This window comes from Flavobacterium sp. EDS, from assembly GCF_020991525.1.
Lineage (GTDB): Bacteria > Bacteroidota > Bacteroidia > Flavobacteriales > Flavobacteriaceae > Flavobacterium.
In genome coordinates, this window is sequence record NZ_JAJMOZ010000001.1 from 60,808 (window position 1) to 84,704 (window position 23,897).

The window sequence follows — 23,897 nt, forward strand, 5'->3', positions numbered from 1 at the left end:
ATTCTATTTATGGCAAAGATTCCAATTCAAAAATAGAGTTTTAACAGTATCGAGACTTAAAATCTTAAGAACGAATCTAAAATCTAAAAAAATAAAATCAGCTTCCGATAGCTATCGGGACTAAAAAATAAAATCTAATGCAATATCAAGGCGTACTTACAAAGATGCAAACCGAAATAGGGAATCCAATTCAATATTATTTGGTTTTTGAAGACAGTTTTATAAATGTCAATCAATTATTGAATAAAGAAATTGAGCTTAATTTTGTAGGGTATCAATGTTTGAATTGTGGTAAAAAGAAAAAAATATTCCGTCAGGGATTTTGCTATGATTGTTTTTACTCAAGTCCAGCTGTTGGAGATTGGATTATGAAACCAGAATTAAGTACGGCACATTTAGGAATTCAGGATCGAGATTTGGTATATGAAGAAAAAGTTCAATTACAACCACATATAGTATATCTGGCTTTATCCAGCGAAGTAAAAGTAGGGGTGACCAGAAAGACACAAGTACCTACACGTTGGATAGATCAAGGAGCAACACAAGCATTGGCAATCGTAGAAGTTCCGAATCGTTATTTGGCAGGAATTACCGAGGTGGCATTAAAGAGCCATTATGCTGACAAAACAAATTGGAGAAAAATGCTTCAGAATAATATCGAAAGTGTTGATTTGATTCTAGAGAAAGCTAAAGTCGAGAACTTGATTCCAGATGAAGTTCGTGATTATTTCTATCCTGAGAAAAATGATTTGTACGAACTGCATTATCCTGTTCTTGAATATCCAAAGAAAGTAGCAAGTTTAAGTCTAGATAAAACGCCAACTTTTCAAGGAAAGCTTACAGGAATAAAAGGACAGTATTTATTGTTCGAAGATGGAACAGTTTTTAATATCCGTGGTTCCGAAGGTTATGTAGTAACAATAAATGTATAAGAAATATTAATTTCTTATCGTTGATTCCCTTTCTATAATGAGTGTTGGGAGTTCGATAGTTTGATGAATAACCGGAAGATGTTCTTTAATTTGAGCAATTTCATTTATTAATATAGAAGCAGCACGTTGACCAATATCATAACCAGGTTGGTCAATCGTGGTAAGCTTTGGCGAAATTACGGTAGACATAAACCAATTGCTAAAACCAAAAACGGCAATTTGCTCTGGAATCTTAATATTCATATCGTTGAGGTATTTTATAATGCCAATAGCTACCAAATCGGTGATGGCAAAAACAGCATCAACGTCTTTATGCTCAGCAACTAGTTTTTGTGCATTGGCATAACCATCTTCAAAATCGGAGTTGTGATCACATAAATAAACCAGTGTAGGATCATAAGGAATATTATGATCTTCCAGCGCTTTTTTATATCCAAGAAAACGATCAATAGAATTTTGAGGAGTATAAGAACCTCTAAAATGAGCAATCTTTTTATATCCCTTATTTATTAAATACGTGACAGCATCATAAGCTGCTTTTCGGTCATTGATAACAACTTTAGAGCAATCTACCAATTTGGCAATTTTGTCAAACAATACTACAGGAGTATTCTTTTTTATGGCATCATTTATATGAGAGAAATCATCCGTTTCATTGGATAATGAAATCAAAATTCCATCTACTCTTTTTTGCTGTAACAAAGCAATCTGCTTTTTCTCCAGCTCATACTTTTCATTAGATTGCAAAATGATTACGAGGTACCCTCTATTTTCGGCTTCGTCTATAATTCCGTTTAAAACACTTGAAAAGAAGTGATGTACCATTGTGGGAATAACAACGCCAAGAGTTTTGGTTTCGTTAGTTCTTAGATTTACTGCATTGGCATTGGGTTTGTAATTCATAGTAGCGACCATTTCAAGAACTCTTGCTCTGGTAGTATCGCTAATATCAGTGTACCCTTTTAATGCTTTTGAAACTGTAGTAACAGAAATTCCTAAAGCAACGGCAATGTCTATAAGTCTGGTATCATTCATAGAATAAATGTAATAAAACTAATTGATAATTAATTAAATTTATTGAATCGAAAACGTTTTCGGTTAAATCGAAAACGTTTTCGATAAAATTCTTCATTGATATAAATAAATAGGCAATAGTTTTACCCTAACTAATAACCTAACCAAATAATAAATCATGAAAAAGTTTAATTCTAGCACAATAACCTCATTCTGGATGTTATTGCTATTCATTCTTCCAGCAATGGTTTTTTCACAAGAAAAAAGCAGTATTTCTGGACAAGTATTCGATGAAAACGGGCAAACAGCACCGGGAGCAAATATTGTTATTCAAGGAACTTCACAAGGAGTGAGCACAGATGCAGATGGAGGATATACATTTCTTAATCTTTCAGGAGGAACTTACATTATTCTAGTTACAAACGTAGGATATAAATCAACTCAAAAAAGTATTACGATTAAGGACGGAGAAAATTCAAAAAACGACTTTCATTTAGAAGCCGAATCACAAAGTTTGAAAGAGGTAGTTGTTACAGGATCGTCAAATCCAAGGTCAAAACTAGAATCGAGTATTGCAATTACGACATTAGGAGCAAAAGCAATCGAAAATAGAGCGCCAATAAGTACAGCAGATATTCTGCAGACTATTCCGGGATTTGTTGTAGAAACATCGGGAGGAGAAGTAGGGAATAACCTTTTTGCAAGAGGGATTCCGTCGGCAGGAGCCTATGAATATGTACAAATACAGGAAGATGGTTTAGCCGTTTTTGAAGATGGAGCTTTGCAATTTGCCAATGCAGATAACTGGTACAGACTAGATGAAACAGTAAGCAAAATGGAAGCCGTTCGAGGAGGTTCAGCATCGATTTTTGCATCGAATGCACCAGGAGGAATTGTCAATTTTATTTCGAAAACAGGACAAAATGAATTTCAGGGAAGAGCTAAACTCACTGTAGGAGATTATGGATTGTTTCGTACCGATCTTAATTTAGGAGGTGCATTGGTAAAAGATAAATTGTTTTTTAATGTTGGAGGGTTTTATAGAGCCGATGACGGAATAAGAAAAACGGGTTTTACTGCAAACAAAGGAGGACAAGTAAAAATGAACCTTACCTATAAGTTTGATGACGGAGGTTATTTGAGATTAAATTACAAAAAACTAGATGACAGAAATACGTTCTATTTACCAATTCCATTAAAAAGCAATAACGGAAAAGTAGAAGGTGTAGCTGGATTTAATCCAAATTATGGAACGTTGACTTCAGCAAATTTTTCACATTTAAGTGTACCGCAATATGGAGGAGGAACTTTTAAAGCTGATTTAGAAGATGGAGTTCATCCAGTTGTAGACGCTATTGGAGCGGAATTTAAAAAGAAAATAGCCGACAAAGTCACTTTAAAAAATGCATTCAGAAATACTAAAATCGATTTGAATTATAATGCGATTTATAGTAGTGGAGGGCCTTGGACACAGGATGGTTATGCAACAGATGTACAAAAATTAGCTTCAGCAAATACGGGAGATTTAAGTTATACATACGTAGATAATAATACAGCATTAGATCCAAATGCATTAATAATGAGAGCAGATCATTGGTATATTCACAAACAAATGGAAAATTTCGCCAATAACCTGTCTTTTAATTTCGATTTAAAACCTGTTAATCTTACAGTTGGATATTATTATTCAAATTGGAAATCTAAGCAATACTGGAACTGGAGTAATTACCTAGTAGATGTTACTGATAACCCAAGATTGGTAAATGTAAATAATACTGGAAGCGGAATTGCGCATACCTGGAACGGAATTGAAAGAATTACTTGGCTTGAAAGAGATGCAGAAACAAAAGGAAAATTAAATGATTTTTATGTTGATGCCGAAATTCAAGCTACAGAGAACCTAACATTTAATGCTGGCGTGAGATACGATAAAAATGTATATTCTGGATATAGAGATAATGCACGTTTTGGAGCCGAAAACCTAGGAGTTTTGGATAATAATACAGCAGATGATGCAGTAACTACAATACAAGGCAATCCATATACGTATTGGAGATATGATGTGAGTGAGCTCTCTTATACAGCAGCAGGAAATTATAAGTTTAACGAAAACATGGCTTCTTATATAAGATACAGCCACGGTTTTAGATCACCAATCGAAGAGTCATTTTATGACAATGCCAAAGATTTGAGCAAACTAGAAAATACTTTTGTAAACCAATTAGAGTTGGGGTATAAATATGCGAATTCATTCCTTTCGGTAAACGCCAATTTATTTCATATGAATTTAAAAAACGTTGCCTTTACAGATATATTGGCTGACGGAACATCTGAAAATAAATTTGCTGATGTAAACAATTTAGGGTTAGAAGTAGAAACTAATCTAAGATATAGTATTGCTAGGTTGAATTTTAATTTTACAGTTCAAAATCCAGAATATGATAATTTTACTGGTAAAAATGCGGATGGAAGTACATTTAACTTTAACGGAAACACAGCTCGTAGAATCCCTAAATTTTTCTGTGTTATCAGACCAGAAGTAGATATAACTAAAAGATTATCAGGATATGTTCAGTATTCTTATTTTGATAAAAAATATACAAATCAGGATAACAAACAAGTTTTACCAGCCTTTAAAGAAGTTGGAGCTGGTTTAAGCTACACTGTTAATAATTTACGATTTGCTGTAGATGGAACTAATTTGTTCAATGAGATTGGTTTAACAGAAGGTAATCCTAGACAATCAACATCAGATACAGATGTGTTTTTGGCAAGACCGATTTTAGGACGCGCTTTCAGATTTTCTGTAGCAATTAACTTTTAGATTTTTATATTAATTAGTTCAGCCAAATGCTGTTTAAATAACGGCATTTGGTTTTTTGTTACATTCGTTAGTAAATCAATATGTTAAGATGAAAAAAGCAGGAATAACAGCAGTATTATATCTCAATTACTTTGTATTTGCAATATTACTGAACAGCGTTGGGATAGTAATTTTAAAAGCGCAAAAAAATTATGGCGTAAACGAATTACAAGCTAGTATTCTAGAAGCTTTTAAGGATTTACCAATCGCAATTGTTTCATTTTTAATAGCTTCATTTTTACCAAGAATAGGCTATAAAAAAGCAATGCTTATTGGATTAGGATTGGTAACTTTTGCCTGTATTGCGATGTATTATGGCAACTCTTTTAATTATGCCAAATTGCTTTTTGCAACCGTTGGAGTTTCTTTTGCCTTGATAAAAGTATCTGTTTACTCCCTTATTGGTACAGTAACTAATAATCAGAAAGAACACAATGCTTTGATGAGTAGTGTCGAAGGCGTTTTTATGATAGGAATTGCGCTGGCCTATTTTTTATTTCCAGCTTTTAATACTGATACTAATCCCGATTCATGGCTTAATGTATATTGGTTTTTAGCTTTATTGACCTTATTATCATTTGGGTTTTTGTTTTTTATAAAAATAGAAAAACCCGTAGAAATTCCGGGAGCCAACCTTGCTGATGATTTTGTGCAAATGATAAAACTGATGGGAAAGTTGCTTGTAATAGTTTTTGTAATAAGTGCCTTTTTGTTTGTAATGATTGAGCAAGGAATCATGTCTTGGTTACCAACATTTAATGATAAAGTACTTCATCTATCAGAAAACAATAGTATAATGATGGCAAGTATTCTGGCTGTTTCATTGGCAATAGGAAGAATTTTGGCGGGAGAAATTACCAAAAAGATAAACTGGATTTGGGTATTGAGTTGCTGTATTATATGCGCTATGCTTATTGTGATTTTTGTATTGCCAAAAGCAGTAGGGCTAGAGGTAAAAACGATCCATTCCTTTAGTGAAATTCCATTAATAGGTTTTGCATTCCCGCTAGTAGGATTATTTATTGCACCTATTTATCCGTTGCTCAATTCGGTTATATTAAGTGCTTTGCCTAAAAAACTGCATAGCTCCATGACAGGATTAATCGTAGTATTTTCGGCACTGGGAGGAACAATAGGCTCAAGAATAATTGGATGGTTATTCCAAAATCAAGGGCCACAAAATGCATTTTATTACACATTGATTCCGATGTCATTATTATTGGTGTCATTCTTTATATTAAAAAAAATAACGACTAAAAATGAAATTTAAACTAAACATAAATCAGACGCTACAACGGTTATTGGCACAAGAAGATACAGATGGAGATAAAAAAATTACGATAGACGATAAAGGGCCTAAAAGTTTTTTATTGGAAGACGAAAAAGGAAATTCTCTAAATGTTGAAGGAACTTATTATCTGTCTAATTTATTACAGGAATTGGCATTGTCTAAGAAAAGCAATTCAGAATTTGCAGAAATAAATAGTTCCGAAATAATAGAGAATCCTGTAAGCCGTATTTCGAGAAAAATAAAAGATTTGTATTGGAATGGATTAACGAGAACTATTGATGCAAAAGGCGTGGCAAAAATTGTAGAAGATGAAAAGATAGAAAACGCAATTTCGTATTTATATGTTCCCGCAACAGATGCTGTAGCTTTTGAATATTTTAAAGAGTTAGAGAAGACGATTCCTAAATTAAAAGTGGTTCAGCTAGCCGAGGATATTTCATCAGAATACGTATTGACTTTAAATAAAAAACCGGGGATCTTGGCTCTGGCATTGCAACAAGATAATAACGAGATAAAAGGGATTCCGTTTGTAGTTCCGGGCGGTAGGTTTAACGAGATGTACGGCTGGGATAGTTACTTTATCGCTATAGGACTTTTACTAGATAATAAACCAGAGCTTGCTGTAGGGATTGCAGAGAATTTTAAATATCAAATCGACCATTATGGCAAGATACTTAATGCAAACAGAAGTTATTATTTAACACGAACACAACCCCCATTATATACTTCTTTAATTGTTGCCATTACCGAAAATTCTAAGCCAGAAAAAGACTGGATTGCAAAACATCTTCATACGGCGATAAAAGAATATCAAACTGTTTGGATGCAAGAAGGGAAGAGGCTTACACCAAATGGACTAAACCGATATAAAGCAGAAGGAATTGGACTTCCGTTTGAAGTTGAGGTAGGGCATTTTGATGATGTTTTGGAGAAGTACGCGTTGTTGTATAATTTACCTTTAAGAGAATTTGAGAAAAAATATCTTGATAGAGAAATCACAGATGCTAGCCTAGACGCTTATTTTGTTCACGATCGCAGTATGCGAGAAAGTGGCCATGATACGACAAATCGATTTGTAGATGTTTGTGCCGATTTAAACACGATAGATTTAAATAGTTTGCTCTATAAGTATGAAATTGATATTGCTTTCTTGATTGAAACAGAGTTTGATAATCATTTTGTAGATGAAAAACACACAACATATTCTAGTGAATATTGGAAAGAAAAAGCAGCTTTAAGAAAAGAAAAAATTAATGAATTGCTTTGGGATAAGGATGCAGGGATTTATTACGATTATAATTTTATAAAGAATGAACCACACCAATTTGATGCAGCAGCAACATTTTATCCGCTTTGGGCAAAATTATGCAACAAAGAACAAGCAGAAGTTTTAGTTAAAAATGCATTGCCGAAATTTAAATTAAAAGGAGGAATTGCAGGAAGTACCAAAGAAGCAATAGATGATCTAGATGTAAACTCGCCGCAACGACAATGGGATTACCCTTTTGGATGGGCGCCACATCAAATGTTTTTATGGGAAGGATTACTGAACTATAATTATGTAAATGAAGCTCAGGAAATGATTTATCGATGGTTATGGCTTATTACTCGCAATGCAGTAGATTATAACGGGACTATTCCGGAGAAATTTAATTTAGAAACCAGTTCCCTAAAAATATTTGCTGAATACGGAAATGTAGGTACAGCATTCGATTATATTACTGAAGAAGGTTTTGGTTGGATGAATGCTTCCTACCAGGTTGGATTGAGTATTTTAAAAGCAGAACTAAAAGCAGAATTAGAAAAACTAACAGATCCTGATACATTGTTTTAGAAAGAAAAATTTAATAGCCATCAATAAAAAAGCCTAAGAATATTAATTCTTAGGCTTTTTTTAAACGTAATGGTGAAATTTTATGGAGTCGTTGCAGGCTCTTCTTTTTTCTTTTTCTTAAACAAACCGTTTAATAATTCATTCGCTTTATTAGTTACTTCCTGAGTGGTTTTTTCTTTATTTGCAGCACCTGCTTTAGTCGTATCTTTTGATTTGGTGTTTTTATTAATCAAATCGGTTAAAGCACTTGTTCCTTGTTTAGTAAGTTTATCTTTTTGCTGATTAACCAATTGTGTGGTTAAACTTGTAACAGCACTTTTCATATCTGTAGAAATTTTTGGGTTAGAGAAATTTCCAGTGATTAATGCATTAATCGGAATATTATCTAATTTGGCAGCATCTGCAGGAGATAATTTAGCAATAAAAGCATTGGCTTCAGATCCAAGATATTTAGCAGGAACATCAAGTTTTAGGTTGTAGTTCATCGTTTGGTCAAAACCATGTGTTCCGCCAACAGTAATTTTAATGTCTTGATATTTAATATCAAACGGTTTTACGTTAACCTTTCCGTTGTCAAAAGTTAAGGCTGCTTTAATATCGTTCAAATTTACTTTATTCATATCAATGAATTTAATGTTTGAAGTCAAAGCATTTAATACCGTCGAATTTTTAGCATTTACAGTAGTCGAAAGTAATTGCCCTATCAAATCTCCTGAAATTGATTTTAAATCAGGAGTTAGTTCAGTAGCATTTAGATTTCCGTTAAGTTTTATAGTCGAATTTAATTTACCATTGATGATTCCCGCAATAGGAGCAATTTTTTTCATCATGTCTAATTGCGTAAAAGTTTGCGCAATATCAACCTGATTAAAACCTAAATTCATATTAAAAGTAGGAACTTTTTCTTTTGTAGAAACAGCCCCATTTAGCCCAATAGTTCCACCAAAAATAGATGTTTTAAAGTTCTCTAAAGTTGCTTTTTCATCTTTTACAATTATCTTTCCAGCAACATTGGTTAGTTTTAAATTGTCATACAAAACTGTATTTGCTTTTGCAGTCAAAGTACAATTTAGGAAAGCAGGAATTTTCATTGCTTCAGCAGGTTTAGCTTTGGCTTTACTATCTGTTTCGGTTTTAGCAGGAGCAGGTTCTCCTGTAGTCATAAAGTCATCAACAGCCAATTGGTTTGAACTCATATTGAAATTACCTCTTAACTCTTGTTTTTTAAACATGAAACCGTAGAAGTTTTCAAGAACACCATTGATGCTAATATCACTTTTTCCGGTTGTAGCATCAAATTGTTTTAAGTTGATTGTACTTGGATTAAATTGAACCAAAGCAGTACTAATATTCATTGATTTATTGTTCTCATCTGTATATTTAAATCCAGATAAGCTCATTGTACCAGCATTTTTTATGTTTTGATATTGACTTTTTTCAACCGAAGCCATATCAAAATTAGTCGTTACATCTGCTTTTAAAATTCCTGCCAAGGGTTTGTCCATTTTTATTGGATATGCTTTAGAAAGATTAGCTAAGTTAATCGTTCCTTTTAAGGCTGCATCTATAATCGGGTTAACAGTAATGTTTTTGATATTTGCTTTAGCATTAAAAACATCTTGATCAATCTTGAACGAAAGTTTATCTAAATTTACATAAGTGTCATTTAAAATTCCAGTTTCGTTTATGATTTTAGTATCGATTACAATGTTCTGAACTGATTTAGGTAAGTTTGGATATTTAAATGAAGCATTGTTAGATGCAATTTCAATATTAAATTTAGGAACAGTAGTATCCGAAAATAAACCTTTGGCAAATCCAGCAACAGAAAAATCTCCTGTAGTTTTTACACCATCCAATCCAGAAGAATAGGCAGATGGAATTAATCCCAAAAAGTTAGTAAACGATGAGGTAGGTGTTTTAAACTTTAAATCATATTGTTGACCACCTTCAACCATTTGGATAAAACCATCAAATTCTAATGGCAACTGATTGATCAACGCTTTGTTTTCTTTAAAGGTGTATTTACTTTTTTCTAAATCAATACCTAAAACAGCATCAAGAGTTAGTGATACATTTTTCATGTAATTCATTTTGTCCATGTCCAAAGATACTTTGGCAGTCGATTTTGTAGTTAAGTCCAGCTTCGAAGCTGTAAAATCACCTTTTCCTTCATGGTTCAAGCTATCAATAACCATTTTTATTTTGGAACCTTGGTCAAAATATCTAAAAGTAAAATTTTCAATTTTGTACCCTTGGATTTTTAAAGAAAGTGGTTTGCTAGCAGTTTCGTCTTTTTTAGATTCGTCTTTTTTTAGTGCAATGTCAAAATTTCCAACACCATTTTTATCGAATATAATATTGATTAATCCATTTTTAGTATCAATTCCTTGAATGCTCAGAGGTTCATCTTTTCCTTTGAAAAGTTCTTTAATACTCATTTTTAAATTCAATTCTCCTAATGAAACTAAAGTATCACCTTCAAAAGGAGCTTTGTTTATAATCACTAGTTTTTCTATAGAAACATTGGCATTCGGGAAGTTTTTAAATAAACTCAAATCGGCATCGACAAAACTAACTTTGGCATCAACGCTCTCATTGATGGCTTCGGATATTTTGGTTTTAATTTGGTCTTTAAAAAAAAACGGAATGGCAAATAAAGAAGCAATCAGTAAAACGATTACTATTCCTGCGATTTTCAGAACTTTCTTTAGCATATGTATAGTTGTTTGAATTCAGTTATTACAAGCAATTTTTATGCCTGCTTATTGCAAAAATAAACTTTTATGAGTTATTCTTTTTGAATTTCCCTCATAAAAAGAAATTCAAGTATGCTCTTTTGTAAGTCTTGTATTAAGTTTAATCAAAAAAAAAATAGCCTACAACATATCGAGGGGATGATATGAGTAAGCTATCCAAAAAAATAAACAGGGTTATTATCGTTATGAATTCTACTAGCTTAAAATGTCTTAAATGCTTGTATAACCTCCCTTGTAATATTTTGCTAAAGTAGCTACAAGATGCACTTATATGTGTTATCGCTAAATTAAACCTGAGTTAACTTTAATGAATTTTATAAGTTAGGATTGTTGTTGGTATATGTTGAAAACTTTCCATCGCATATTTCGAATCTCAAAGCAGGGTTCATAAATTAATTAATGGGAATCCGCATAATTCGTGGTGAAAAAACTTCTATTGTTGCATAAAACAAAAAATCCGTTTAAGTCTGACTTAAACGGATTGTGATTGTAATGAAGTTATATTTATTGAATATTAATTTCGAATGGCATCATGGCTTGTACGCCTTTTTTATTTTGTAATCTTTTTACCTGTTCGATAATAAAATAATTTTCTTCACCTATTTCTTCTTTAATAAAATTCTCTTTTGATTTTGCAAAAGGCAAGTTTTGCAACATATCATTGAATTTCTTTTCGTATTCTGGATAGTTTTGTGTGCTGTAGTCTTTTATTTTGGCAAGAGTTGCAGCTTCAGCTATAGCGTCATTTAATCCACCAATTTTATCTACAAGACCAATTTTAAGGGCTTCAGAACCAGTCCAAACTCTTCCTTGTGCAATTGCATCAACTTGCTCAAAAGTCATTTTTCTTCCTTCGGCAACATGAGTTACAAAAGTTCTGTAAATATGTTCGACACTTTCTAAAGTTACAGCTTTGAAGTTCTCATCCAAAGGTACGAATGGACTATAGTTGGCAGCATTTGTATGAGTTTTTACTTGCTCAGTATTAATTCCTAGTTTGTTTGCTAAAGGAGTGAAATTTGGTAATACTCCAAAAACTCCAATAGAACCAGTTATTGTATTGCTTTCAGCAAATATTTTATTAGCATTACAAGCAATATAATATCCTCCAGATGCTGCATAATTCCCCATAGAAACAACAACAGGTTTTACTTTTTTAGTTAACTCTACTTCTCTCCAAATCAAATCTGAAGTTAAAGCACTTCCTCCAGGGCTATTAATTCGTAGTACAATTGCTTTTACATCTTTATTTTTGCGAGCTTCCTGTAAAGAACGACGCATAGATCCTTCACCAATAACTGTAACGTCACCTTCGCCACTTTGAATTTCTCCTTGAGCATAAATAATAGCTATTTGGTCACCCGAAGTGCTAGAACTAGTAGCAGTAGTAATGAAGTTTTGAGTGTAATCAGAAATAGAAATTTTATTATAGTCATCATCACCAGTTACCTTCAGGACTTTTTTAATAGCATCATGATATACATCTTCGTAAGCTATAACATCTACAAGGCGTTCTGCTTTTGCCATTTCAGGTGTTCTAGCTAAAAGACCGTTGGCGATTTCATTTAATCGATCAACAGGAATGTTACGACTTTTAGAAATGTCGGCAACAACAGTATTCCAGATTGAGCTTAATAAAGCGCCAGTTTGTTCTCTGTTGGCATCACTCATTTTGTTTTCAAGAAATGGTTCAACAGCACTTTTATATTTTCCATGACGGATTACTTCCATATGAATACCTGACTTATCTTGAAAATCTTTGAAAAACATAATTTCAGAAGACAATCCTTTAAAATCTAAATCACCGACAGGATTTAAGTAAATTGTATTTGCAACAGAATTTAAATAATATTCTTTTTGAGAATACCCATTAGAATACGCCATTACAAACTTTCCTGATTTTTTAAAACTTTCAAGAGCATTTCGTAAATCTTTACTTTGAGCCATTCCTAAAGAAGAGGCATCATTAAGAATAGAAATCCCTTTGATGTTATCATCAGTTTTTGCAACATCTATGGCATTAATGATATCTGTTAGCCCAATACCTTTTTGCTCAGAAAAAATAGTTACCCAAGGGTCTTTATATTTTCCAGCATAATCATTTTGTATTTTTCTTAAATCAAGTTCAATTACAGAGTCACTTTTTACGGTAACAGCATTACTATCGCCTCCAAAAAGCGCTGCTAATAACATCATTCCAAAAAAGGACAGCATGAAAAAAACAAAAATACCGATTACGGTAGCTATTACATTTCCTAAAAATTTCATAATTACATTTTTTTAATAAGTAGCTTAAAGTGCTGAATTGTTACAAATCTTAAGATGAAATAGCCAATAATTGCATAGCTCTAGCTTGATTAAGATGATTTATTGTTGTTTTGTTTTAAAAATAAAATAAGATCCTCTTTGTCTTTAAGACGGGATTCATATTGTTCTTTTACAAAGATAATTTTTTCTTTTAAAGTACTTACATGTTCTTTGAGTTCTAATACTAATTGTTCAGAATAATGTAGTGTCTGTGAAGATTGGATACTAATTTCTTCGTTGTAATCATTAAAAGTTAATGTTGTATTTTTATTTCTTAGTTGGTTTTTATCGACCTCTAATACTTTCGCAAGAATATCCCATTCATGCTCTTGTATTTTACTACTTCCTCTTTCTTTTCGATAATATTGAGGTTGAGAGATCTCCAAATATTCTGCCATTTGTTCTTGAGAGAAGCCTCTGCTTTCTCTAATCTGTCTTAATTTAATTCTCATACCCATTTTCTTTTAATATTAAATTTATTTATTATGCAGTTATTATGCGATTTTTAATAAGAAAGAATAAAATTATAAAATAAGTTTGAAAAATAGAACTATTCTTACTTTATTTTTAAAATCTTAACGTATAAGGATTATAATTAAGGAGGTGGTTTTTGTAGATTAGTTATTAATTAAAAATTTAAAACCAATTTTTAAGAATGTAGAAAATCAATTACCAGAAGGGTTTTTAGAAAAAGAAAACCAATTGCTTGAAAAATTTCAAGTTGAAGAATTAGAGAAGAGATACGAATTTGCTTGGATTGATGAAGTTGTTATAGGGCCATCAGAATCGGGAGCGACATTCTAGCATTTAGTGATTAATCACTTCAAATTTTGAAAGAAGCACATATTTTGAGTGCTTCTTTCTTTTTAGAATTTATAAAAAAGATTAAATATGAAGCAGATTTTTAAACTTTTATTTTTTTTATTCTTGCTATCTTTTCCATTGCAAGGCCAGGAAATAGTGCTTAACAAAGTTGTTGCAGATATCGATACAAAATTACCTTTGAAATCTGTAACTGTTTTTAATGACAAAGACAATTCGATAACAAACGAAGAAGGAGTGTTTGTTTTTGTTTCAAGTAAGAATGAAATAAATTTTAGTGCAATAGGGTATAATGATATAAAAACCACATTTGATTTGCTTATAAGTAAGGACACAGTTTTTATGGAAAGAAAAGCAATTGTGTTGGATGAAGTTATAGTGAACAATGCCAGTGCTTATATGAGAAAAGTGTATGATAATATCAATGTAAATTATCCTATAGAGCCTTATGGAGAGAATTTTTTTCTGAGATGTCTGTTAAAAAAGAATGAAGCAATTGTAAGATTACAGGATATTTCGGGGAAAGCATATAGAGAAAGACTGTTTAGAACTAAAGAAAAGAAGAATAGTGTTTATACGATTGAAATTGTAAATATGAGAAAAACAGGTATTTCGGAAACGAATGATGCTACGAATTTTCAATTCCAAAGTTTTAAACAAACACTCGATAGAACATCTGCGATATTGTTAAATGTAGAAGATAAATATTCTTTTACGGAAGTTATATCGACTGACTCAGACTATAGAAAAATTAATTTTATCGCAAAAGAGAAAACTGAAAAAGGACAGGTTGCTGATGGGTATTTCATTATAAATAGGAGAGACTATGCTATAAAAGAGGTATTTATAGATGAATATTCCGATGCAAATAGTGTTCCATATGTGGAGAAAGGTATTTATAAATGGAGAACTACATTTTTTCAATCCTTAGTGCAATATGCTAAAAATAATGAGAATAATAAATATTATGTAAGTAATGCTAAGATAAATGGGAATGTAGAGGTTTTAAAAAATAATTTAGAAGTAATAATTTATGATTTTACTACAGATTTATTTATCACGAATAGCTTTATAGCTGAAAAAGTAAAATCTAATTTTTCTGAAGATAAAGATATTTTTAAGGCAAAGTCTTCTTATTCCAAAGAATTTTGGGATAATCAAAATCAGTTGCCATTGACCAGTGAGTTAAATGCATTTTTAAAAAAAGTATCTGAGGATAAGAATAAGAAAGAATTTGAGGTTGTAGGGAATTTTTAAAATAGATACGAGATGAGATTAAAATTTAATAATTACATACAAAACTTGTCTATTTTAGACAATTTTAAATTGGTAATTTTGGACACTATTTCTTAGCAACCAACCCTGAATATTATCAAAAGTATCCAGAGCTTTTTGCAAAAGTATTTGTTATTGTTTTATGGTTTAGTTTGTTATGGCTTTATATTGTTTTTTTTATACTTTGTTTTAATCAAAAATCCAGATTCAATTCTATATTTCCCACAAAATTCCTGGAATTTTATCAGGACTCTTTTAAAAACTAATTCAGAATTTTCATTAGCTGAATTGGGGGAATTATTTATACCAATATTGTTTTTTTTCCTAGTTTTTAAGTGGTTTAAAATGATTTTAATTAAAAACAAATAAAGAAGAACAGTCCTAAAGATTCTTATTTTCTAAAATACTTTTAGTTAATTTGCATCTAATTATGAAATCACAATATCAGGTCGTTTTATCCCTAGGAAGTAACCAAGGAAATAGGTTAGGAAATATAGAAAACTGTATTAATTTGATACATCAGGAAATTGGTACTGTTGTTCAAGTTTCGAAGTTATATGAGACGCCAGCTTGGGGTTTTGAAAGTGATGCATTTTATAATTGTGCCTTGGTTTTGCATACCAATGCATCGGCACAAAAAATATTAAGTCAAGTTTTAAAAGTAGAAAAGCAATTAGGACGTATTCGTTCAGAACAACAAGGATATCAATCTCGACTTATAGATGTTGATGTGATTATTTATGAAGATGAAATTATCAATACCGATAAACTTCAGATTCCACATCCTTTGATGCAAAATCGAAATTTTGTCTTGATGCCCATTCAAGATCTAAATTTGAATTGGAAGCATCCAATTTTTCAAAAAACAATTCCAGAATTAATTGCAATAACACCCGACGATAGTATTTGTACGGTTGTTCAGGATTTGAAAAGTCCGTTGCAGGAAATTCCAATGCAACGATTTAATTATATTGCTTTTGAAGGAAATATTGGAGCTGGAAAAACAACTTTGGTTCATAAAATAGCCGATGATTTTAATGCTAAAACAGTATTAGAACGTTTTGCAGATAATCCTTTTTTACCTAAATTCTATAAAGATCAAAATCGATATGCTTTTCCGCTAGAAATGTCTTTTTTGGCAGATCGTTATCAGCAATTATCAGATGATTTAGCGCAATTTGATTTATTTAAAGATTTTATCGTAGCCGATTATCACATCTTTAAATCATTAATATTTGCCAAAATAACACTTGCTGAAGATGAATATCGCTTGTATCGAAACTTGTTCGATATTATCTATAAGGAAATGCCAAAGCCAGATTTGTATGTTTATTTATATCAAAATACAGAACGTTTATTACAGAACATAAAAAAGCGAGGCAGAAGCTACGAGCAGAACATTGAGGCTGAGTATTTGGATAAAATCAATAATGGATATTTAGAATACATTAAATCACAATCTGATCTGAATGTTCTAATTATTGATGTTTCAGATCGTGATTTTGTGAAAAAGCATGAAGACTATCTTTTTGTTTTAGAGGAAATTAAGAAAAAAATAGGATAACTATTCTTTTCTTAACCAGCCCAAAATTCGGTCATTGCCAATTATCCATTTGCCTTCTTTTTCAATTAAAGAAAAAACCTCTCTGGATTTGCTAAATGGACCAGGATTTTGCTGGATTATTTCAATCTCTTTATCAGTAACATTTGAAACAATGGCAACATGTCCAAATCGATTAAAAATAGTTCCACTATAAATTAAAAGATCATCAGCTTTTGGTTTGCTTTTGCTCGGATTCGTATATTGTACCAAATCTCTTTTTTCGTTTCTCTGGCCATCTTTAAGATTTGAGTTAAAAAAGTCTTTGGCGTGACCATAACTGTCAGGCATTTTATGATTAAAATGTTCATAATAATATCTCTTTACAAATTCTACACATTGGTATTTTAATCCAAGATTATAATTGTCTGCAGTAAGATTTCTATCGGTAACATTATTAACTCCGCCATTGTAATAAACACTAACCCCATTTAAACTGTCTAGCGGTTGTCCTATGGAGTGTTCAGTATTAAAATTGAATTTTTTAAAGGCCCATATTCCTGAGAAAAGAAATATTGATAAACCAATTAAGAGATAAGTCCAACGCTTGAATTTCATTATGATAGAGCTAAAGTTGTTTTATTTTGGCCAATTCATTTTTTGGAATAAATCCCAAACAACAATTCCAGCACTTACAGATATATTAAGAGAATGTTTGGTCCCTAATTGTGGAATTTCGATGCAACCATCGCAAATCGCAACAGCTTCCTGAGCAACACCATATACTTCATTTCCAAATACTAGAGCATATTTTTTGTCCTTCTCTACTTCAAAATCTTGTAGAAAAACAGCGCTTTCTACCTGTTCGATAGCTAGAGTTGTAATGTTTTCTTTTTTAAGATTTTCAATTACTTCTAATACGTTCTCGTGATGTTCCCAAGTAACAGTTTCAGTGGCACCAAGTGCGGTTTTATGAATCTCTTTGTTCGGTGGAGTAGCAGTGATACCGCATAAAATTATTTTTTCTATCAAAAAAGCATCTGCAGTTCGAAACACAGAGCCTATATTATGTAAGCTGCGAATGTCGTCTAAGACTAATATAAGAGGTGTTTTTTCTGATTTTTTAAAATCAGTAATAGATTTTCTTTCGAGTTCGCTGTTTTCGAGTTTTCTCATAAATATTTAAATTCTAGTAATAAAAAAAGCTTCCAAATAGTAAGGAAGCTTTTCGTTTATTTTTGTGGTTGTTTTACGATTTAGCTTTTTGGAGCTTCATTTGCCGCTAAAACAGTACCTTTAATAGTAAGTATTTTTGTAGGTTGTCCAGCTGCATTAGATGTAACTGTTACAGTTTTAGTAAAAGCACCTACTCTGTCAGTAGCGTATTTTACACCAATAATACCTTTTCCACCTGGAGCGATAGGCTCTTTTGGAGAAGTTGGTACTGTACATCCACAAGATCCTTGTGTGTTAGTAATGATTAATGGTTTGTTTCCGTTGTTAGTAAATACAAATTCACGTTTTCCATCTGCATTTTGTGCAATTGTTCCGTAATCGATAACTTCATTAACAAAAACCATCCCAGCACCATCAACTTTAGCAGTTTTAGCTTTAGCTTGTGCATTAGATGTAGCAACGCTTAATACTGTAAACATTACAAGTAGAATTATTTTTTTCATTTTCAGTTTAATTTTTAATTATTAACAAATTTATGGAAAATAATGAAAGTGTAACTTAAAATTGCCTTAAAAATATTTTAATTTTTTCAGAGATTCTTTATTCGCTTTAAAATTTATAAATTCGCTGTCATAATTTTTCATTTAAAAAACACAGTAATTTGGCAGCGAAAGAGAAAGTGGTGAAAGAAACACCGTTAATGAAACAGTACAATGAAATCAAGAGAAAATATCCAGATGCATGTTTGCTATTTAGAGTTGGTGATTTTTACGAAACCTTTGGAGAAGATGCTGTTAGGGCTTCTAAAATCCTTGGTATAACATTAACAAAACGTGGAGCAGGTTCAGAAACAGAAACGGCTTTGGCAGGATTTCCGCATCATTCTATTAATACGTATTTGCCAAAATTAGTAAAAGCGGGACTTCGTGTAGCAATCTGCGATCAGTTAGAAGACCCTAAAATGACTAAAACAATTGTTAAGAGAGGTGTTACTGAGCTGGTAACTCCAGGTGTTTCTCTTAATGATGAGGTGTTGCAGTCTAAAACCAATAATTTTCTTGCGTCAATCTATTTTGCTAATAAAAATATAGGAGTTTCATTTTTGGATGTTTCTACTGGAGAATTTCTACTGGCTCAAGGAAACGCTGAATACATTGATAAGTTATTACAGAATTTTAGGCCAAGTGAGGTTCTGGTTCCAAAACATAATAAAAATGATTTCAAAGAAGCTTTTGGAGAGGATTTCCATAGTTTTTATTTAGAAGATTGGATTTACAAAGAGGATTATGCTTTAGAGATTTTAACGAAGCATTTTCAAACTGCTTCTTTAAAAGGTTTTGGAGTAGAAGAATTAAAAGAAGGAATTATTGCTTCGGGGGCTATTTTATATTATCTGTCCGAAACACAACATAATAGAGTGCAGCATATAACAGCGATTCAGCGAATAGCCGAAGATGCTTATGTGTGGATGGATCGATTTACGATTCGAAATCTGGAATTGTATCACAGTTATAATCCAAATGCAGTTACACTTTTAGATGTTATAGATAGAACGCTTTCGCCAATGGGAGGACGTTTGTTAAAGCGTTGGCTGGCATTGCCTCTTAAAGATAGCGATAAGATTAAGAGTCGTCACGAAGTGGTGTCTTACTTAAAGGAAAATCAAGAGGTACTGCATGATATTCAGTATCAAATTAAGCAAATATCAGATTTAGAGCGTTTGATTTCTAAAATTGCTGCAGGTAAAGTTTCTCCACGTGAGATAGTTTATCTGAAAGAATCGCTAGATGCAATTATTCCTATAAAAGATCTTGCACTTAAAAGTTCACAAAAAGCAGTAAAAACAATAGGTGATAATTTACATAGTTGTGATTTATTGCGTGAAAAGATTAAAACAACTTTAAATCAAGATTCAGCACCAGTATCTATTAATAAAGGTAATGCTATTGCAAAAGGTATTAGCGAAGAGTTAGATGATTTACGAGCAATTTCTACTTCAGGGAAAGAATTTTTAGAGGGGATTGAAAAAAGAGAGTCGGAGCGAACTGGAATTACTTCTCTAAAAATTTCTTTTAATAATGTTTTTGGATATTATATCGAAGTTAGGAATACACATAAAGATAAAGTACCGTCAGAATGGATTCGTAAGCAAACTTTGGTAAATGCGGAACGTTATATTACCGAAGAGCTAAAAGAGTATGAAACTAAAATTTTAGGAGCCGAAGAAAAAATTCATAAAATAGAATTAGAGCTTTTCGAGGGATTGGTTTCTTGGATAACAACATATATTAAGCCAGTGCAAATGAATGCAAGCCTGGTAGCGCAACTAGATTGTTTGTGTTCGTTTACACAATTGGCAATCGAGAATAAATATGTTTGTCCGCAAATTGATGATACTTTCGAATTAGAAATTAAGAATGGAAGACATCCTGTTATCGAGAAACAATTACCAGTTGGTGTGCCGTATATTGCTAATGATGTTTTCTTGGATAGAGAAACGCAGCAGTTAATTATGATTACAGGACCCAACATGTCTGGTAAGTCGGCTATTTTGCGTCAAACTGCTTTAATAGTACTACTGGCTCAAATGGGAAGTTTTGTTCCTGCAGATAGTGTTAGAATGGGGATGGTAGATAAAATATTCACTAGAGTAGGTGCTTCAGATAATATTTCGATGGGAGAATCGACTTTTATGGTCGAGATGAACGAAACGGCTTCAATCTTGAATAATATTTCAGACAGAAGTTTGGTTTTACTAGATGAGATAGGAAGAGGGACTAGTACGTATGATGGAATATCGATTGCATGGGCTATTGCTGAATTCTTGCATGAACATCCGTCGAGACCAAAGACATTATTTGCTACGCATTATCACGAGTTAAATGAAATGACAGATTCGTTGCCTAGAATTCAGAATTATAATGTTGCAGTAAAAGAATTAAAGGATACGGTTCTTTTTGTTAGAAAGCTTGTAAAAGGAGGTAGTGCACATAGTTTTGGAATTCATGTTGCAAAAATGGCTGGAATGCCTCAGATTGTGATTTTGAAAGCACAAAAGCTTTTGAAGAAATTAGAGAAAGATCATTCAAGTGATGCGTTAAATGGGATAAAGTCGGATAGTGATGAAATGCAGATGAGTTTCTTTAATCTAGACGATCCATTGTTGGAAGAGATTAAAGAAGAGATTTTAAATCTTGATATTAATGCGATAACGCCAGTGGAGGCGCTTATGAAGCTTAATGAGATTAAAAGAATGATTACAAGAAAATAATTTCATATTTAAAGTTTAGGATATCAGTTGATTATAAAATAAGTGAAATTTTTTTTAAAAAAATGCTTGTGTAACTCAATAAATGTCTTAAATTTGCACTCGCAATACGGCACAATTCAAGTATTGTAGTTCTTAATTAGAATTTGAAAGGCGAAAATAGCTCAGTTGGTAGAGCGCGACCTTGCCAAGGTCGAGGTCGCGGGTTCGAGCCCCGTTTTTCGCTCAACACCATATAATGCTCGGATGGTGAAATTGGTAGACACGCTGGACTTAAAATCCAGTGAACAGCAATGTTCGTGCGGGTTCAAGTCCCGCTCTGAGTACAAGAAACCTCTTCTTTTTGAAGGGGTTTTTTTATTTTACAAAAGTCTGTAATTGTAGATGAGCTTGTAGTACTTGATCTTGGACTTTGAAAAAATCTTTAGTTGATTCTAGAATCGGCAATCTAAAAAAAAATCTAAAAAAATAAATGGGGGCTTTCGTAATAAGTAAGAGGTTTAATGATGAGTATAAATTTGTATTTACTTCCAGAAAGGGGAAGATCATCTTTACAAGTCTTAGTTATGAGCTTAAATTTGAGTGTGAAGAAGAGATTGAGAAATTTAAGGGTAGTATAGACTCGGCTAAATTTTTGAAGTTTAAATCGTCTGGAGGAAAGTATTTTTTTAAGTTGGTTTTTAATGATAATCATTTTGCAACAAGTAGAAAATATACGACCGAGTTGCTTCTTCAAAAAGGAATAAAAGAAATTGTTACTTATGGTTCTAAAGCTGAGGTTTTGGATTTCTCTGTAAATGATTTTGTTTTTGAAGATTAGGTGGTGGGGTTGAAATGAAAAAAAAAAAGAGAGCGCATTTTGACTTGTCAAAATGCGCTCTCTTTTTTTGCTTAAAATATAAGTTAGAGTTTGATTCAATAAAAAAGCCATCTCGCTATGCGGATGGCTTTAAAAATTTTAGAATTTAAGTTCTAATTATTTTTTTGCAGCTTCAGTTGCAGTTTTTGCAGCTTCAGTAGCAGTAGCAGCAGCAGAATCAACTACAACAGCAGCAGAATCAACTACAGCAGCAGCAGAATCAACAACAACAGCAGCAGAATCAACTACAGCAGCAGCGTCGTCAGCAGGTGCAGCGTCAGCTTTTTTACAAGATACAACAGTTAAAACAGCAACAACAGCTAAACTTAAAAATACTTTTTTCATCTTACTTTATTATAAAAGGTTAATTATTAATTCGTGGCAAAGATATAAATTTTTTAATATGTAAAATATTTTTTTATTTTTTTTTTAAAATATTCTTCAATGCCTACGTTTATCTTATTATCAATTAACGTGCCAAAAACGTTAAAAGGCTTTTTTGTGTGGTAAATTAATGTTTAATTAAATGTTTTTTTGAGAGGAGTGCTTGGTAATGCTAGTAAACACGGTGTTTTTGAATTTTTTTATTGAATCTACCGTATTAAAAAAGAGTTGGAGTTAGTTGTGTGAAATTAAAATTATAAATCGATTTTCATTGCTGAACAATAAAAAATTATGATTTGGATAACATATTTTATGGTAAATTAGGGAGTGAGATTAAATTGCACTCATAATTGTGTCTGTTGCTCCCTTTTTATTTTGGACATAAGACTTGCAAATTAAGCCTTTTTCATTGAGGTAATTTTGATTCGAAATGAGGCTGTTAAATGCAGTTTCTAATTCTGTTGCATTGGCAATAGAAATACAACCTCCTAATTGAACAAGTTCAGTAGCTTCGGCAAAATGAGAGTAATTTGGACCGATTACAATAGGAAGGCCAAAAGTTGCTGGTTCAAGAATATTGTGAACGCCAGGGTTTCCAAAACCACCACCTACATATGCAATTGTTGCATAACTGTATATCTTGGTTAATATTCCAACAGTATCAATGATGAATACGTCATAATCTGCTAAGTTTTTGCCTTCTTTTTCAGAAAATAAGATTGTTTTTTTAGTAATAGATTGCTGTAGCGTAGTAATTTGTTCTGGTTTGATATTATGAGGAGCAATAATAAATTTCACATGCTCTTGGGTGGTATTGATATATTCGGTTAATAAAACTTCATCCTTTGGCCATGAGCTACCAATAACAATAGTAGTCGAGCTGTTTTTAAATTCAGCGATAAAATCTAGAGTATTGTTGCGTTCTAAAATAGCAACCACACGGTCAAATCTAGTATCGCCTGAGATAATTACATTTTTGTAACCAATAGATTCGATTTTATTTTTGGAGCTTTCGTTTTGAACAAAAAAGAAAGTAAATGCATCAAGTGCTTTTTTGTAAAAACTACCGTACCATTTAAAGAATATTTGATTGTCTCTGAATATTCCAGAAACTAAATAGGTAGGCGTGTTGTTCTTTTTTAATTCGTTAAGGTAGTTTAGCCAGAATTCATATTTAATAAAGAAAACCATTTCTGGATGTGCTAATTTTAAAAACTGTTTGGCATTTTGTTTTGTATCTAATGGTAAATAAAGAGTTACATCAGCAACAGTATTGTTTTTTCGTACTTCAAAGCCAGAGGGAGAAAAAAAAGTAACAATGATTTTATGTGAAGGGTATTTTTCTTTAATTTTTTCAATAACAGGTAAGCCTTGTTCGTATTCGCCTAGTGAAGCAGCGTGAAACCAAATTGTTTTATCAGTGGGCTTTATCTTTTCATGTAGGGTTGTGAAAACGCTTTTTCTGCCATCTACAAAAAGTTTGATTTTACGGCTAAAAAGAGCTACTATTTTTAATAAAAAGCTTACAATAATTACGATTAGATTGTATAAGAAAAGCATAGTTGGATATTTG

At 32.1% G+C, this 23,897-nt stretch carries 17 protein-coding genes and 2 tRNA genes; 10 read left to right on the forward strand and 9 right to left on the reverse strand.

From position 1 onward, the window contains the following. Positions 1-137 precede the first annotated feature (137 nt). Positions 138-932, forward strand: coding sequence for a DUF2797 domain-containing protein (locus LPB87_RS00285; RefSeq protein WP_230604315.1), 795 nt, complete (start codon positions 138-140; stop codon positions 930-932). Between the two features lie 6 nt (positions 933-938). Here LPB87_RS00285 and LPB87_RS00290 read toward each other — a convergent pair whose 3' ends face one another. Beyond that, positions 939-1,967, reverse strand: coding sequence for a LacI family DNA-binding transcriptional regulator (locus tag LPB87_RS00290; protein ID WP_129540875.1), 1,029 nt, complete (start codon positions 1,965-1,967; stop codon positions 939-941). Positions 1,968-2,124: 157 nt separating this feature from the next. On the opposite strand from LPB87_RS00290, the gene LPB87_RS00295 reads away from it, so the two are divergent. From LPB87_RS00295 to LPB87_RS00305, 3 genes are all read left to right on the forward strand, one after another. Next, positions 2,125-4,770 carry a TonB-dependent receptor gene (locus LPB87_RS00295; protein WP_230604317.1) on the forward strand — a complete coding sequence of 882 codons (2,646 nt, stop codon included), beginning with the start codon at positions 2,125-2,127 and terminating at the stop codon, positions 4,768-4,770. A gap of 88 nt (positions 4,771-4,858) precedes the next feature. Further along, entirely contained in the window at positions 4,859-6,079 is a 1,221-nt protein-coding gene (locus LPB87_RS00300) for an MFS transporter (RefSeq protein WP_230604319.1), read from the forward strand. Beyond that, a complete protein-coding gene (locus LPB87_RS00305; RefSeq protein WP_230604321.1) occupies positions 6,069-7,934 on the forward strand; it encodes an alpha,alpha-trehalase in 1,866 nt (621 codons plus the stop codon). Before LPB87_RS00300 ends, LPB87_RS00305 begins: the two co-directional genes overlap by 11 nt. An 80-nt stretch (positions 7,935-8,014) precedes the next feature. Here the strand turns inward: LPB87_RS00305 and LPB87_RS00310 are convergent, their stop codons facing one another. The 3 genes from LPB87_RS00310 to LPB87_RS00320 all read right to left on the reverse strand — a co-directional run bounded on the left by LPB87_RS00310 (position 8,015) and on the right by LPB87_RS00320 (position 13,452). After that, the gene (locus LPB87_RS00310; protein ID WP_230604323.1) at positions 8,015-10,651 is read right to left on the reverse strand and encodes an AsmA-like C-terminal region-containing protein; all 2,637 of its coding nucleotides are present in this window, start codon (positions 10,649-10,651) and stop codon (positions 8,015-8,017) included. Positions 10,652-11,197: 546 nt separating this feature from the next. Further along, positions 11,198-12,961 carry a signal peptide peptidase SppA gene (gene sppA / locus LPB87_RS00315; RefSeq protein ID WP_129540879.1) on the reverse strand — a complete coding sequence of 588 codons (1,764 nt, stop codon included), beginning with the start codon at positions 12,959-12,961 and terminating at the stop codon, positions 11,198-11,200. Positions 12,962-13,050: 89 nt separating this feature from the next. Continuing rightward, positions 13,051-13,452 carry a helix-turn-helix transcriptional regulator gene (locus LPB87_RS00320; protein WP_164998744.1) on the reverse strand — a complete coding sequence of 134 codons (402 nt, stop codon included), beginning with the start codon at positions 13,450-13,452 and terminating at the stop codon, positions 13,051-13,053. A gap of 439 nt (positions 13,453-13,891) precedes the next feature. On the opposite strand from LPB87_RS00320, the gene LPB87_RS00325 reads away from it, so the two are divergent. Both LPB87_RS00325 and folK read left to right on the forward strand, forming a co-directional pair. Beyond that, entirely contained in the window at positions 13,892-15,079 is a 1,188-nt protein-coding gene (locus tag LPB87_RS00325; protein WP_129540881.1) for a hypothetical protein, read from the forward strand. A gap of 448 nt (positions 15,080-15,527) precedes the next feature. After that, the gene (gene folK, locus LPB87_RS00330; protein ID WP_230604325.1) at positions 15,528-16,661 is read left to right on the forward strand and encodes a 2-amino-4-hydroxy-6-hydroxymethyldihydropteridine diphosphokinase; all 1,134 of its coding nucleotides are present in this window, start codon (positions 15,528-15,530) and stop codon (positions 16,659-16,661) included. Here folK and LPB87_RS00335 read toward each other — a convergent pair whose 3' ends face one another. The 3 genes from LPB87_RS00335 to LPB87_RS00345 form a co-directional block, all read right to left on the reverse strand. Further along, on the reverse strand, positions 16,662-17,255 hold the full coding sequence (locus LPB87_RS00335; protein WP_129540882.1) for a CHAP domain-containing protein: 594 nt from the start codon (positions 17,253-17,255) through the stop codon (positions 16,662-16,664). A gap of 21 nt (positions 17,256-17,276) precedes the next feature. Continuing rightward, the gene (locus tag LPB87_RS00340) at positions 17,277-17,813 is read right to left on the reverse strand and encodes an RNA methyltransferase (RefSeq protein WP_129540883.1); all 537 of its coding nucleotides are present in this window, start codon (positions 17,811-17,813) and stop codon (positions 17,277-17,279) included. An 80-nt stretch (positions 17,814-17,893) separates the two neighbouring features. After that, positions 17,894-18,316 carry a DUF1573 domain-containing protein gene (locus LPB87_RS00345; protein ID WP_129540884.1) on the reverse strand — a complete coding sequence of 141 codons (423 nt, stop codon included), beginning with the start codon at positions 18,314-18,316 and terminating at the stop codon, positions 17,894-17,896. Between the two features lie 158 nt (positions 18,317-18,474). Between LPB87_RS00345 and mutS the strand changes: the two genes are divergently transcribed. The 4 genes from mutS to LPB87_RS00365 all read left to right on the forward strand — a co-directional run bounded on the left by mutS (position 18,475) and on the right by LPB87_RS00365 (position 21,901). Beyond that, a complete protein-coding gene (gene mutS / locus LPB87_RS00350) occupies positions 18,475-21,084 on the forward strand; it encodes a DNA mismatch repair protein MutS (protein ID WP_164998745.1) in 2,610 nt (869 codons plus the stop codon). Positions 21,085-21,234: 150 nt separating this feature from the next. Then, positions 21,235-21,307 (forward strand) — tRNA-Gly (locus LPB87_RS00355). A gap of 14 nt (positions 21,308-21,321) precedes the next feature. After that, positions 21,322-21,407, forward strand: a tRNA-Leu gene (locus LPB87_RS00360). Between the two features lie 146 nt (positions 21,408-21,553). Further along, positions 21,554-21,901 carry a DUF1508 domain-containing protein gene (locus LPB87_RS00365; RefSeq protein WP_230604327.1) on the forward strand — a complete coding sequence of 116 codons (348 nt, stop codon included), beginning with the start codon at positions 21,554-21,556 and terminating at the stop codon, positions 21,899-21,901. 156 nt (positions 21,902-22,057) lie between these two features. Here the strand turns inward: LPB87_RS00365 and LPB87_RS00370 are convergent, their stop codons facing one another. Next, entirely contained in the window at positions 22,058-22,285 is a 228-nt protein-coding gene (locus LPB87_RS00370; RefSeq protein WP_129540885.1) for a hypothetical protein, read from the reverse strand. A gap of 372 nt (positions 22,286-22,657) precedes the next feature. Beyond that, complete coding sequence (locus LPB87_RS00375) at positions 22,658-23,884, reverse strand: glycosyltransferase N-terminal domain-containing protein (RefSeq protein WP_230604915.1); 1,227 nt, start codon at positions 23,882-23,884, stop codon at positions 22,658-22,660. Between the last annotated feature and the right edge of the window lie 13 nt (positions 23,885-23,897).